This is a genomic window from Algoriphagus pacificus (assembly GCF_017254845.1).
GTDB lineage: Bacteria > Bacteroidota > Bacteroidia > Cytophagales > Cyclobacteriaceae > Algoriphagus > Algoriphagus pacificus.
Genome location: NZ_JAFKCU010000007.1, coordinates 68,024 through 82,442, shown reverse-complemented (window position 1 = coordinate 82,442; position 14,419 = coordinate 68,024). Strand labels below are relative to the sequence as shown.

Here is a 14,419-nt window from a genome sequence, read left to right as displayed (position 1 = left end):
TTCATAGAATTGAATTTTTCTTAAAGCTATGAGCCGATCTTATGCCTTTCAAAAAAAATTGATATTCAGCCATTTTGAATGGACTAATGCCCTTTTCTCTTGGATCATTAATAAACCCAAACACTTTGTTTTGGTAATGTGGCTGGCATATTTTCTTTATGACTTTATTACCTCTCTATTCCTTCCCTATGATTTAAAAATCATCATACCCTTGATGCATTTTTTCTTTGGAATACCCCTGATTCTGTTTCTTTTTTTAGAATTCTATCCCTCCTGTAAGGGAAAGAAAAACCTTGCTGTCATTTCTATTCAATTGATCGACATCATACTGCTTCTGTCTTTATTGAAATACCTCATTCTATATCAAAATCAATTGATTTCAATATTGGACAGATCTGAGGCCTTTCTCTTGGAAACCTACAGATTGATGCATTTCGCTTTCTTCACTTTGGTTTGTTGGAGCTTCCGGGAATTTATACTTGGTGTCAAAAAGAACTTCGAAATCCGTCTGATGCTTTCCGAAGTTCAGATTTCCCATGACCATCTCAGTTTGAGTCCACATTTCATGTTCAATGCACTCAATAATATTGCAGGTAAATCACTGATATATTCTGATGAGTTGTTCCAACATGTTTCTGCTTTCTCAACGCTTATGAAGGAGGCATATAAAAATCCCCATGCACCTCACTTTTTGGATGAAGAATTAGTGATAATTGATACGCTCCTGTTCTTTGTTAAAAGGCAGTCAAAAAAAGTATATCTCCAAATCCAAATCGAGCCTGATTTTCCATTGGAATATTTTAAAATTCCTAGGCTGCTTTTGGCCACCTTGATTGAAAATATTCTGAAATACGGGGAATATTCAGATCGTAATAATCCTGCAGTCCTTACCATCAAATTATGTCAAACCAAGAATGGCTATAAATACTTGGTTTGCACCTCTTTCAATCTGATCAAACCAAATGTTTCCAAAGTCCATTCAGGTCATGGATTGCAGACTTTAACCAGGATCATTAACCATTTTTATAAACACCATGGCTTTTTTCAATGGAGTAAAACTGAAGATGAATTTTCAACCTTATTAATAGTTCCCTATGAAAAAGATGAAGATAGCACTGATTGATGATGAATCAGATGCACTGCAAGTTCTAAAGAGATTTATCGAAATATCACCGGATTTGGAATTGTACTCCATGACCACTGATCCACTGGAATTTCTGGAAAAATTGGAATCAAAAATTCCTGATGTATTGATTACGGATATAGTGATGGATAAAATGAATGGAATCCACTTGGCAGAAGTTATTGAAAAGCACAAAATTCCAGTGATTCTATGCTCTGGTTATCAAGAGTTTTGCTATGACGGGTTTAAAGTAAACGCAGTTGATTTCATTAAGAAGCCGGCAAACTATTCAGAGTTTTTAAAAGCTATTAAAAAAATAATGCCTTTGGAATCACCCCAAGTAATATCTACTGAAACGAAAAGGCCTGATTATCTGACAATCAATGAAAATGGATCAGCTACATTGACAATTATTAAAATCGATGACATTAAATATATCCAGCAGGATAAAAATTACGCGGAGATTTTTACCACAAAGCGCAAATACCTGGTTCTATCTTCTTTGACAGCCTTGGTGGAAAAACTTCCAATGGATACATTTTGCAGGGTTCACAGATCTTATGTTGTAAATACAAGTTTGATCCAATCCGTAAAATATGACAGCATGATTATCAATCCTGATATCTCGATTCCAATTTCAAAAAACTACAGTGCTGATCTCATTCAAACCTTAAAAAATGCCTCACTAAACGGAAGCTCTTCAGATCATTGATTTTTGGATTTTTTGATTTCAAATTTTCTTCGTTTGAGTATCCTTGTCAAATGCTTGTGTACGACCACTTCCATTGCTCCAGCCTCTTCCCAAAATAGCCGGTTGACAAGCATATGGAGATGGTTTCCCAACAAATGCCATCTTTTTTCTGGATTCCTCTCCCAAGAATGCCTTTCTAAAATAGCGCTGTACTTAGAAAGCCAATCTTTGTCAATAAGAAAAGCTTCTAGAATAGACCCTTCCATATTCAAATACTCCAAAGAATCTTCTTTTGATCGATGGTCTAATACTGAAATCCACTTTTCTATATGTTCATCCCCATTGATGATAATTTCACCTATCTGTACCGCAATGGAAAGCTTTTGATAATTATCCTTGGGGCTAAGTTCAAGAATAAGCTTGCTTTCCATATAAAAAAGTCTTTCTGATATCTCAATATCTTCAAATCCATACTTTTCATTTTCTGGATAATAGGTATGGAGCTTAATAAGGTCCACGTCCAAACCAGGATAGAAGAAAAAAAACAGCTTAGACCATATAATTTCTTTTTGTTGTGGAGACCTGGCTTTAATCCTCACTCTTATTTCTGGCAATTCAAGACTGTAATAAAGAAAATAATAGGGTCTTATTTCCTCCAATTCAAGGTCCATTGTAAATCCTTTCAATAGCTCTAAAATAGTGTCTCTACGGAAATCCGGACTTAGTATTATCTTGAAACAAATCCAATTGCTATCAATTTGACGACATAGGTTGATTCCTGATTCAATTAATGGCTGACTGTTCCATGCTGCTGTGTTTTTCCCCCATAGAAATTGTTCCGAAACTTTTGAATCAGCATGATCTGGGTACCAAAGCCATTCACTGATGCTGACTGATTCCTTAGATTTAATTTCATCCAAAAAAAGTTTTCTATCAGCTGGGCTAGTCAAATCCAAAGCCAACTCCTGATCACGGATTCCAATTAAGACATTTCTTGGCAATTCACTTTTTTCAATCCTTTTTAAAATATCTCCATCATTTAATAATCCCCATGATTTAGATGTTCTCCACATCCGTGGCTGTAAAATAATATCATCCCAGTTTAATTGCGGCAAGGAATCAGCAAGGCTGAAAGTAGGATTTACATAAATGATAGGTTTGACAAGATTCTGATGGGCTATTTCCCACAGCATCCTGCAAAGTGGATGAGTAATATATTGGGGATTTAAAGGGTGTTGAAAAATTGGGAAAATTTCTTTCCCAAGCCTAGGACTATACAGTTTAAAGCCCTTGGAACCTAAGCCAACAAAGAGTTCTTGGCTATCTATTTCAAATGGGTTGACACTTCCCTGAAAACAGATGATCTTGTGCTGGACAACACTTTTATGGCTTGATATATATTGGCTCCTTCCACTTTCCTTAATTAAAACATCTGCAAATATACCCTCAGATAAATCAGGGATTTGGCCTTTAAAATAAGAGTGGATTTTCGGATGATTTGTAAACCTTCCACTGTAAACAAATGGGCGGTTGAAAACCAGATTGTCGATCAAAATTCTTCCATCTTGAAGAACCCGGAATAGGGCCTGGCTATGCTTGACTGAAGATAAATGAGTATTTCCAGAATCAATTTCTCTTAAATTAATGGAGCGTTCATTTAAGTTTTTAACAATGATTGGAGCCTTGTCTGAACCAGTTTTAACTCGATTATAATCAGCAAGGCTATTAAGAAATGGAACCAGTTTCCATAGAAAACTCAGAGGAACGAATCGGTCGTCAAATTCTTCCCTAAATCGCTTGGTGAGATTGTCTAAATAACCATTATTATTATGAACCGCTATTCGACCTATTTCATCAAGAAACTTGTCCATTTTTTCTTTTATTCCCAAGGAAACTGCAGCTTGGTATTTAATGAAAATGGATATTTCCGATGAATGATTGCTCCATGAATCACTGTGATAATTTACCAGTAACTGACTTTCAAGCAAGTAGTCCCAAATGATTTCTTTGTCATGGGACGTTACATCAGAGAAGGCTTTATGCACCCGTTCTTTGTCCAATGCAGGATCATGAAAGGCCAATTCCTTAAGTTTTTGAATCAAGGGTCCATCTTGGACTTTTGAGTACCTCCATACTTCCTTTTCTCTATCGAAGTTCCAAAATCTCCATCCATCCGACCATGGCTGTATACTAGGGTTGAGCCAGTAAATCCCCGAATTATCTTTATACTCTTTGATTTGTATTTCTTCAACTGAACTTTCAGATGGAGTTTCAGAGCTCTCACTCAATTCATTTTCCCAATTTGCAATTCCTACCCCGGCCCATTTTCCAAACGGAGTGGGTCTATATCTCCCTCTTATAAGATACTTATAAACTGACTTTTGTTCCTTATCAGAAAGCTGATCCGGTAGTTTTTTGTGAATGCTTTTAAAAAGATCTTGACTGGATATCTTAATTCTTTCAAGGATTTCAGGCCAATGTTTTTGAATGACTTCAGAATTATGAATGTCAAAATTTATAAGAGGGGATCTAAATAAGAGAGACATGCTTTTTTCTCCCAATCCTAAAAGTTTTGGATTCGATTTTCCAGTTCATTGGATTTATCATTGAAATCAAAGGACAAATCCGAAATCTCAAAGGATAAAAGAACTGCATGCTTTACAGATTTTGCAGATCATGACAAGATCCTAAGGATTGAAAAGCTATAGTAAAGGGGATGCATCCTAATAGCTCCTTTACATATACGCTATAGCTAAGCTGGATTTAGTCTATATTTTCTACACAATGCTCAAGTTTTTCTTTGTTTCCATAGATTCCACTTTCATTTTGATTTACAGATAGATAGCTCCAGATTTCTGCCATGTTTCACAATTAAATCATAGAATGATATGGCAAAACAAGCTGGATATATCAAACTGGAAGGCACCATGGGTGACCTGACATTTTATAAAAACCGTGATGGAAAATTCATCGCAAGGCGTAAAGGTGGAGTCTCTAAAAAAAGGATCCAAAATGATCCTCGCTTTCAAAGGACTCGGGAAAACCTGAAGGAATTTGCGGTCGCTGCCTCATCAGCCAAATTCCTCAAAAATGCTTTCAGGGAAATTGAATTAAAGTCCAATGGAGGCAAACTTCATAACAGACTTTACTCAAATGCGATGAAAGTCGTCAAATCAGATCCTGTTTCACCAAGAGGAGAAAGAAAATTTGAATTGGGAAATATGGATCTCTTGAAGGGATTTGAGTTCTCTGAAAAGTCCGTTTTGAGAAACGTGCTTAAAGTCAATTTGGACGTGATCGAGGATGCTGCTTCAGTAACAGTGACCATTGAAGAATTGGTCCCGTCAAAATACCTGGTCTATGCACAGGGGTCTACCTATTACCGGATTTCATTGATCAGGGCAGGAGTTGACTTTACTCTTCAATCTTACGATACAGAAACGGCTTCCACTCCTGCAATGGAAATAGTCAATGTTTCTGTTCCTGAGGTAAGCTTGACTTTGCCCAAACCAGGTGTCGCAGGCAAGAAGTATTTCTTCGCTCTTGCAATAGAATTCTTCCTCGATGTTAATGGAGATCAGTACGACATGAACGACATCTCCCAAAATCCGGCAGCAATCCTAGCTGTCAGCTAAACCATGGACTTGGTATTGGACCGGGAATATTATCCCGGAGGAACGAACGGTGTCTTTTTGCTTGATGGGAAAATTCTTTGCTATTGCATCGAAGCCCCATCTGACTTCTTCAGACAGGGAATATCCTGCATACCTGAAGGGCTTTATGAACTGGATTTGATTTCAATTAAAACATCAAAGGAAATCAGACTCTTCAATTGTCCTAATGGGATCAGATCCCAAGAAAGCTCTGAGGTAGCAATAAGCACCAGAAACCTGGATCAAAACATCATCCTGGTGTCTGAAATTACAGGAGAGGGAAGGGGTAGGCCCAGTAAAAAGGCGGAATCCAACTTCCTTCACTTGATAGAGCAGGCACTAATGAAAGGTGAAAAGGCCACACTGGAGATAAGGAGCTGTCCAGATAATGCCTTGAACCTGACCTGCCATCAAATAGAATGGATGGATTGATGTTTCAGGCAGTAGGAGGGGTCATCGCACTCCTCCTCACTGTCATTGCCTACTTCCTGAATCTCCTTATTCAGGATTTCAGACAGCTGAATAAAGAACTTTCAAAACTGAAGGAACTCTTTATCAGGTTGGAAGCCGAGCAAATTCTGCTCAAGAGCATGGTTCAACACACCCGCAGTCCGCCAAGTTAGTAATCAGCCAACGTCGTTGCGATCCCGAGAATCGAGAGAAGCAATCTCGTTCTTCTGGAGCTTGATTAGAGTGAGCAGCTTGCCTGCCGTAGGTAGGTTTCAGTCACAGTAGGCAGAGAGCAGTCGCTATGGTTTAGCTCCTAAAAACTTTAATTGGACCATTTGCCATTGAGGATATGCAGTTTTTGGAGTGAAGTCTGAGCCGTTAAGAAAATTGGCTAGCTCGCGAGGGACATGCCGTTAATAAATCTTCCAGTGGAAGATTTTAGGCATGAGACTGGTTGAAGGGCAAGAAGAGATCCGCCAATTTTTAGGTGAGGACAAACTTCAAAAATCAAATCGGTGAAAGGAATTTTCCTTTACCTAAAACGAAGTCCGATTTGAAGCATAGACTCTGGTAGAGGCTCCACGATAATTATCGGGATGGATACTTTTGGCCTTCAAAAGTATCAGGAAAATCTCCATTTAAAACTCAAACAAAAATGAACATACTAACAGAAATAAAACAAAGGGCAACAGCCCCAACACCTCCGTTTTTCCAAAAAGTAAAGAAAATCGGATTGATCATCGCAGCAGTAGGAACCGCTGTGATCACTGCACCGGGCAGTATCCCGGCAGTCCTGCTGACCTATGCAGGCTATGCAATCACAGCAGGAACTGTGCTGGTCAGCATCGCCCAACTCACAGTAGATGAGGAAAGGCTGGAGGAACAATTACTTCAATCAGAGAAGTAGGATTATTTTTAAATTAAACTAGATATAAACCTAAACAGAACTCCTGTTTGGGTTTATTTTTGAACAATTAAAAGCTTGTAACCTTGGAATCCTATCTGGTTCTTTGTGGTTTCATAAAGAAAACCTGTTTCTTTTATCGCCTTTAAGCACATAATTCCTTTTATTTAACATGTTGAAAATTCTTAATGGTAATAAAGTAAAAGAACTGGATGCTAGCCACCTTCAATTGGTCGGTCATTCCAGTCATGAGTTGATGGAAACTGCGGCTTTAGGCTTTGTGGGTTGGTATTTACATCAGAAGCAGTTTGAAAAGGAATTCATTTATATCTTTTGTGGGGCTGGAAACAACGGTGGGGATGGATTGGCAATAGCTCGCATTTTGACAAATCATGGATATAACATTCATGTTGTTTCCTGCTTTGAAAGCATAGAAAAGTTGTCTCATGATGCTCGGATAAATTGGGATTTACTCCCTGCTTCTGTTAATAAGATTCCCATTGAAGACTTTATTTTGCCTTCAGAAGGAGTTTTAATTGATGCTTTTTTAGGAGTTGGTCTCAAAGGAACTCTTAGGGAAGGTGCTTTACAAGTGATTGATAAAATCAATTCTTTTTCCGGTCCAATTGTGTCAGTAGACCTTCCGAGCGGGATGCTCTCGGACGAGATTTTGACAGGAGCCTGTGTCAAAGCTGCTTTCACAATTACTTTCGCATTTCCAAAATTGGCATTGCTACTGCCGGAACATGCAGATTTCGTTGGGGAAATTGAAGTTGTTGATATCGGTATTCAGGATCCAACCTATTCTAAGTTTGAAACTGATTTCTTTTATGTCAACAGAAAGTCCATTCCACCTTTACATAGGCATTTCAACAGGTTTGCATACAAAGGAAGTTACGGGAAAGTATTAATTGCTGGAGGTAGTCCTGGAAAGATGGGGGCTCTCATTTTATCCGCCAAAAGTGCTTTAAGGACTGGCTCTGGGCTTGTGACTTGTCATTTGGAAGATACTGAGCGGTATATTATTCAAACCGCCGTACCAGAGGCGATGGCAACCTGGGGATTGATTGCTAATCTCGATTTTTATGATGCATTGGGAATTGGTCCGGGTTGGGGTCAAGATGGAAGGAAGCATCTTTTAAAACAGATCTTGGAAGAGTTTACAAAACCGGTGGTTATAGACGCAGATGGACTGAATATTTTGGCTAAGAATCCAGATCTTCTAGAATTGGTGCCGAAGAATTCGATTTTAACTCCGCATATCGGTGAATTCAATCGACTGGTAGGAAGTTCTGAAAATCATTTGGACCGACTAAAGTCAGCCAAGAGCTTTGCTATAGAGCATGGTTTGATTTTAATCTTAAAAGGAGCAAATACTGTGATTTCTTTACCGGATGGCAGGCAATTGTTTAATTCCACCGGGACTAAGTATATGGCAACTGGAGGTTCGGGAGATGTGCTTACCGGAATGATAACATCTTTCTTGGGACAAGGTTATACTCCAATAAACGCTGCAATTTGTGGTGTGTATCATCATGGATTGGCTGGAGAAATTGCGGGGAAAATGAAAAGAAAAGGCCTGATAGCCTCCGATTTGATCGAAGCAATTCCTGAAACCTATATTCAGTTAGATATTTCTTAATAAATCCAATTACGAAAATCAGGATTGCTGAGGCGTCCCATTTTTCTTGTCAAAACTAGAATGAAGAACGAGAAATTTTTATTGTGGACTTTAGCGGCCATCAATTTTATCCATATAGTTGACTTCATGATATTAATGCCTCTTGGGCCTCAGCTCATGAGAATTTTCGATATCAGTCCTAGAGAGTTTGGACTATTGGTGTCTTCGTACACTTTTAGCGCTGGGATTTCAAGCTTTTTTGGCGCGTTCTTTTTGGACCGCTTTGATAGGAAAAGAATTTTAATGTGGGTTTTTTCAGGTTTTACAGTGGCAACATTGGCCTGTGCTCTTTCTCCTGGATATTCTGTTTTATTACTTGCCAGGGTGCTTTCTGGGTTATTTGGTGGCTTGACTTCCGCCTTAATTTTGGCAATTATCGGGGATGTTATTCCTGATGAAAGAAGAGGTAGAGCCATGGGTTTAGTAATGGCTGCATTTTCAGTTGCCTCTGTTTTGGGAGTTCCTTTAGGTTTGTTTTTGGCTAGCTTATCCAATTGGCACACGCCGTTTTTTATTTTGACAGCAACTTCCTTTTTAAGTTTAGGGATGATTTTCAAGTATATTCCATCTATCACAGAACATTTGGAACAAGGCTATTCCAGACCTAATCCTTTACTTGTTATTTCCCGAGTTACTGGAGATTCCAACCAGATGAGAGCCATCTCATTATCAGTCATGATGATGTTTGGACAGTTTATGATAATTCCATTTTTGAGTCCCTACAATGTGGCCAATGTTGGTTTTACTGAGATTCAGCTGACCTATATTTATATCGCTGGAGGTGCATTTACCATTTTTACTTCTCCCTGGGTTGGTAGGCTTTCTGATAAGTATGGAAAGCTGAAAGTTTTCACAGTTTTTATGACACTCAATGTGATTCCTATTGCCATTATTACTCATTTGGGAGTTACTCCGGTACCATTGGTTTTAATGGTTACCACCATGTTTTTTGTCACTTCAAATGGAAGATATGTGCCTGCAGCTGCAATTATCACTGGAACTGCCAGGCCTGAAAACCGTGGTAGTTTTCTGAGCTTCAATTCGGCAATACAGCAATTAGCAGCCGGTTCAGCGTCCTTGCTGGCAGGTGTGATGATTGGTGAAAGCGCCACTGGTCAGCTGACGAATTTTAACATGGTGGGTTATTTGGCAATTTTCTTTAGTCTACTTTGTATTCCTCTGGCTAGGAGGATCAAAGTCGTGAGTTGATCTATGATCGATGGAAGTTTGAATTAATAGAATATTTCAGGAAATTACTTGGAAAAGGAATCTCCGAAAAATATGGAAAACAGCTCTTTACGATGTGTAAGATGCGGTACAGAATTGAAAGGTGCTTTTTGTTATAGCTGTGGAGAAAAGCGGATAGAACCTAAAGACAAGAGAATCGGTCACTTTTTAGAAGAAGCTATTTCATCTGTTTTTGTGGCAGATGGAAAGTTTTTCAAAACAATCAAGGAACTGGTCACTAATCCAGGAGAATTGACGAATAGTTTTATTAAAGGAATTCGAAAAAAATACCTTACTCCACTCCAGCTATTCTTCTTCGCCAACCTTGTCTATTTTATCTTTCCCTTGATTTCTACATTCAATACCTCACTGGAGGTTCAGATGTATCAATTGCCTTATAGTAGTTCGATCCGGCCATTGGTGGAATCATATATTGAGGAAAGTGAGTTGGGGTTGGAAAAATTCACGGCAGAATTTGAAGCAGCATCCTCTTCGAACGGTAAACTATTATTAATTGTCTTGGTAGTCCTTCAGGGCTTTTTTCTAAAAGCTTTATTCTGGAAAAATAAAAAATTCTTCCTTGTAGATTTCTTTGCTGCTTCAGCGTATTTCTATGGCTTTTATATACTTTTTATTTTAGTCCTATTCCCAGCTACAGTGTTTCTTTTAACTAGTTTATTTAATTTTTCTATGGATGCTTTTTTCTCTGAACTGACTATGAGCATTTTGTTTCTGGTCGTAATTATTGGTTATATGTTTTTTCTTATCCGACGAGCATTTGATATAGGTAATGTCGGCGCACTATGGAGAAGTTTATTATTGGGAATGTTTATCATCCCGAGCTTTATCATTTACAGATATATCCTGTTTTGGGTGACTTTCCTGATGGTAACTTGATCAAAGTCAAAAAAAAAATCCCGACATTTCTATCGGGGATTTTTTTAAAATTCTGCATTTCCTGGTGTCCGAGGGAAAGCTATCACATCTCGGATATTCCCCATTCCTGTCACAAAGAGCACCATTCGTTCGAAGCCAAGTCCAAAACCTGCGTGCGGAGTGGACCCAAATCTTCTGGTGTCAAGGTACCACCACATTTCTTCTTGTGGAATATTCATCTCTTCCATTTTTTTGGTAAGTACATCCAGCCTTTCTTCTCGCTGAGAACCTCCAACAATCTCACCTATACCTGGGAAAAGAATGTCCATTGCAGCAACCGTCTTTCCATCCTCATTTTGGCGCATATAGAAAGACTTGATCTCTTTTGGATAATCTGTTAGGATCACTGGCTTTTTGAAATGCTTTTCTACCAAATAGCGCTCATGCTCAGATTGCAAATCTGCTCCCCATTGGTCGATGATGTAATTGAACTTCTTCTTTTTATTTGGATTGGAGTTACGAAGAATGTCAATAGCCTCAGTATAGGTTAGTCTGACAAATTCGTTTTCTACCACGAATTTCAATTTGTCCAACAATCCCAATTCACTTCTTTGATCTTGTGGCTTAGATTTTTCTTCGTCAGCTAATCGCTGATCTAAGAATTTCAAATCTTCGGCGCAATTGTCTAATGCGTATTGAATGACATATTTTAAGAAATCTTCCGCAAGGTTTTGATTGTCTTCTGCATCATAAAATGCCATTTCCGGTTCAATCATCCAGAACTCCGCCAGGTGTCTTGCTGTATTGGAATTTTCTGCTCTGAAAGTTGGTCCGAAAGTATAGATCTCAGACAAAGCCATAGCTGCTAACTCACCTTCTAATTGACCGGAAACAGTCAAATTGGTTTCTCTTTCAAAGAAATCCTGCTTAAAATCAATTGATCCTTCTTCAGTTAAAGGAGGATTTTTCAAGTCCAAAGTTGTGACTTTGAAAGTTTCTCCAGCACCTTCAGCATCCGATGCAGTAATGATCGGTGTGTGGATATAGAAAAAGCCCTTGTCATTGAAATATTTATGAACAGCATAAGCCAATGCATGTCTGACTCTGAAAACAGCTCCAAACGTGTTGGTTCTCATTCTCAAATGAGCAATCTCTCTCAAGAACTCCAAAGAGTGTTTTTTAGGCTGCAAAGGGTATTTTTCTGGATCAGCTTCTCCCAATATTTCGATTGTGGCAGCATTCAATTCAGAAGATTGACCTGCGCCTTGGGATTCTACTACTGTTCCGGTTATTTTCAGACAGGCTCCTGTAGCACATTTTTTTAAAACATCTTCTGAGATCACATTGGGATCAGCCACGATTTGGTAATTGGTAATCGTAGATCCGTCATTCAAAGCAATAAAAGATACATTTTTATTACTTCTCTTGGTGCGTACCCAGCCCATGAGTGTCAATTCTGTTCCTATCGGACTTTCATCCAGGATGGTCTTGATTTTGACCCGTTTGTTAAATGCCATTAGGAGATTTTATTTAAGGAAAACCTATTTTCCGAGTAATTTTAAGTGGAATGCAAAAAAACGATTAAATAAGCTTTTTATCAAAAATTTGCTCGTTTTTCCTAACTTTGGCATAGGGGCTTTTTCAAAAGAAAAGTCCTTTTTTGAACCCAAATGCAGGTTTTATCTGATTACAAATGCAAAAGCTAAATCTTAGCCAGTCACTTTCTCAAAAACTATCTCCTCAGCAGATACAATTTATCAAATTGCTGCAGGTGCCAACTGCTGAATTAGACACTCGAATTGAAGAGGAATTGGAGATTAATCCCGCTTTGGAGGAGGGAAAAGAAGAAGATTCTGAGAGTACTCAAGATGAGTTTGAAGATAACTATGAGGAAGAATCCATATCTGATGACAGGGATGTAAATATCGACGATTACCTGGATGATGAATATGGGGGATATAAAATGCAAGGAGATGGAAATTATAATCCTGATGAGGAAGATCGAGAGATGCCGATTTCCAGCCAGTCATCCTTGCATGAGCAATTGGTATCACAACTCAATTTTCTAAAACTAGATGATCGCCAGCGTATCATCGGACAACAGCTAATCGGAAGTATAGAAAATGATGGCTATATCCGAAGGGATCTTGAAGCTATTATCAATGACTTGGCTTTTAGCCAGAATATAGAAACAGATATTGACGAGTTAGAAGAGATCCTTAGAAAGATCCAGACTTTTGATCCAGCAGGTATTGCTTCCAGAAATTTACAGGAATGCCTGACCCTACAGCTTGAAAGGAAAGAACATCCGGATGATCCAACAGTAGTTCATGCCCTGATGATCATCCATGATTGCTTTGATGAGTTTACGAAAAAGCATTATTCTAAAATCCAGAAGAAATGTGATCTGACAGATGAGGAGACCAAAGATGCGGTCAACTTGATCACGAGGCTAAATCCAAAACCAGGAGGAGTTGCGGATGGATTGGTAAGGACTCAATACATCATACCTGATTTTATTCTGACCAATACTGGTGGAAAAATGGAAATTAGTCTGAACTCCAAAAATGCTCCAGAACTTAGGATTTCAAGATCCTATTCTGAAATGTTTGATGCATATGATAAAAGTGATAAGAAAGACAAGAAGCTGAAGGAGACTGTCACTTTTGTTAAACAAAAATTAGATGCGGCCAAATGGTTTATTGATGCCATAAAGCAGCGTCAAAATACCCTATTGAGAACCATGGAAGCAATATTGAACTATCAGAAAGAGTTCTTTATTGATGGTGATGAAACGAATTTGCGACCTATGATCTTGAAGGATATTGCTGAGAGAATCGACATGGATATTTCAACTGTTTCCAGAGTCGCTAACAGCAAAGCAATTCAAACTGAGTTTGGTGTTTATCCTTTGAAATATTTCTTCTCTGAAGGAATTGCAACAGACAGTGGAGAAGATGTGAGTAATAGGGAAGTTAAGTCAGTGTTGCAAGGAATGGTTGATGAAGAGGATAAAAAGCGACCGCTTTCTGATGATAAATTGGTGAAGATGCTGAATAAAAAGGGCTATAATATCGCCAGAAGAACCGTGGCGAAGTATAGAGAACAATTGCAGATTCCAGTAGCCAGATTAAGGAAAGAATTATAGTGCTCAGATACATTGCCCTTTTCATTTCTGTAGTTTTTCAGCCCTTATTGATTCCAACACTTGTTTTTGGGTTAATTCTTTACTTGGTACCTGAAGCCAGTAGCATTCCATTAGAAATAAAAAGCACCATTCTATTATTAGTGGTGCTTTCTACCTTGGCAATTCCGATGATTACCATCTTCGGATTGCGACTCAGTGGTACGATTAAAAGTATCCATATGGTTGAAATAAAAGACAGGGTCATTCCTTTTGTGATAACCTGTATCTATTTCCTCATGACCACTTATTTTTTGCATGAAAAGGTAGAAATCGATCCAGTTCTTTGGCAGGTATTAGCCTTGATTTCATTAACTATCGTTGGGTTGACAGTAGTTACTTTCTTTTGGAAAATGTCTGCTCATATGACAGGAATGGGTGGCTTAGTCGCGATTGTAATCGTGTTAGGAATCAAATTCGCTACTTTTATGCCTTTGTATCCGCTATTAGGGGCTTTGGTTCTTTCTGGAATCGTTGGTACTTCAAGACTATATCTTAATGCACATAAGCCATTAGAAACGTACATCGGCTTTTTTTATGGATTCGTGTGCTGCTTTGTGGGATTTCTATACATCTATTCTTGGTAAAAAAACTGTCGGTAAAGGACATAAAAAAAGCCGAGTTTTAACT

Annotated in this window: 13 protein-coding genes; 11 read left to right on the top strand and 2 right to left on the bottom strand. The window is 38.4% G+C overall.

Annotated elements, in window-relative coordinates; translation table 11 throughout:
• Nucleotides 1-28: 28 nt before the first annotated feature.
• Both J0A69_RS20160 and J0A69_RS20155 read left to right on the top strand, forming a co-directional pair.
• Nucleotides 29-1,123: a histidine kinase gene (locus J0A69_RS20160; RefSeq protein WP_206588436.1), complete on the top strand. Its 1,095-nt coding sequence runs from the start codon at nt 29-31 to the stop codon at nt 1,121-1,123.
• A complete protein-coding gene (locus tag J0A69_RS20155) occupies nt 1,095-1,835 on the top strand; it encodes a LytR/AlgR family response regulator transcription factor (RefSeq protein ID WP_206588435.1) in 741 nt (246 codons plus the stop codon). Before J0A69_RS20160 ends, J0A69_RS20155 begins: the two co-directional genes overlap by 29 nt.
• Here J0A69_RS20155 and J0A69_RS20150 read toward each other — a convergent pair.
• On the bottom strand, nt 1,829-4,360 hold the full coding sequence (locus tag J0A69_RS20150; protein ID WP_206588434.1) for a thiopeptide-type bacteriocin biosynthesis protein: 2,532 nt from the start codon (nt 4,358-4,360) through the stop codon (nt 1,829-1,831). The two genes, J0A69_RS20155 and J0A69_RS20150, sit on opposite strands and share 7 nt — an antisense overlap.
• A gap of 342 nt (nt 4,361-4,702) precedes the next feature.
• Between J0A69_RS20150 and J0A69_RS20145 the strand changes: the two genes are divergently transcribed.
• From J0A69_RS20145 to J0A69_RS20115, 7 genes are all read left to right on the top strand, one after another.
• Nucleotides 4,703-5,449 (top strand): hypothetical protein, encoded by a 747-nt coding sequence (locus J0A69_RS20145; protein WP_206588433.1) that lies wholly within the window; start codon nt 4,703-4,705, stop codon nt 5,447-5,449.
• A gap of 3 nt (nt 5,450-5,452) precedes the next feature.
• Complete coding sequence (locus tag J0A69_RS20140) at nt 5,453-5,899, top strand: DUF5675 family protein (protein ID WP_206588432.1); 447 nt, start codon at nt 5,453-5,455, stop codon at nt 5,897-5,899.
• Complete coding sequence (locus J0A69_RS20135; protein ID WP_236033043.1) at nt 5,899-6,090, top strand: hypothetical protein; 192 nt, start codon at nt 5,899-5,901, stop codon at nt 6,088-6,090. The genes J0A69_RS20140 and J0A69_RS20135 overlap by 1 nt, the downstream gene beginning before the upstream one ends.
• A gap of 482 nt (nt 6,091-6,572) precedes the next feature.
• Entirely contained in the window at nt 6,573-6,824 is a 252-nt protein-coding gene (locus tag J0A69_RS20130) for a hypothetical protein (RefSeq protein ID WP_206588430.1), read from the top strand.
• A 169-nt stretch (nt 6,825-6,993) separates the two neighbouring features.
• The gene (locus J0A69_RS20125) at nt 6,994-8,463 is read left to right on the top strand and encodes an NAD(P)H-hydrate dehydratase (protein ID WP_206588429.1); all 1,470 of its coding nucleotides are present in this window, start codon (nt 6,994-6,996) and stop codon (nt 8,461-8,463) included.
• Between the two features lie 60 nt (nt 8,464-8,523).
• Nucleotides 8,524-9,711, top strand: a complete 1,188-nt coding sequence (locus J0A69_RS20120; RefSeq protein ID WP_206588428.1) for an MFS transporter — start codon at nt 8,524-8,526, stop codon at nt 9,709-9,711.
• A 72-nt stretch (nt 9,712-9,783) separates the two neighbouring features.
• Nucleotides 9,784-10,626 carry a DUF3667 domain-containing protein gene (locus tag J0A69_RS20115; protein WP_206588427.1) on the top strand — a complete coding sequence of 281 codons (843 nt, stop codon included), beginning with the start codon at nt 9,784-9,786 and terminating at the stop codon, nt 10,624-10,626.
• Nucleotides 10,627-10,670: 44 nt separating this feature from the next.
• Here the strand turns inward: J0A69_RS20115 and asnS are convergent, their stop codons facing one another.
• Entirely contained in the window at nt 10,671-12,122 is a 1,452-nt protein-coding gene (gene asnS / locus J0A69_RS20110; RefSeq protein WP_206588426.1) for an asparagine--tRNA ligase, read from the bottom strand.
• Between the two features lie 176 nt (nt 12,123-12,298).
• On the opposite strand from asnS, the gene rpoN reads away from it, so the two are divergent.
• Nucleotides 12,299-13,753 (top strand): RNA polymerase factor sigma-54, encoded by a 1,455-nt coding sequence (gene rpoN, locus J0A69_RS20105; RefSeq protein WP_206588425.1) that lies wholly within the window; start codon nt 12,299-12,301, stop codon nt 13,751-13,753.
• Nucleotides 13,753-14,376, top strand: a complete 624-nt coding sequence (locus J0A69_RS20100; RefSeq protein ID WP_206588424.1) for a PA-phosphatase — start codon at nt 13,753-13,755, stop codon at nt 14,374-14,376. Before rpoN ends, J0A69_RS20100 begins: the two co-directional genes overlap by 1 nt.
• Nucleotides 14,377-14,419: the final 43 nt, after the last annotated feature.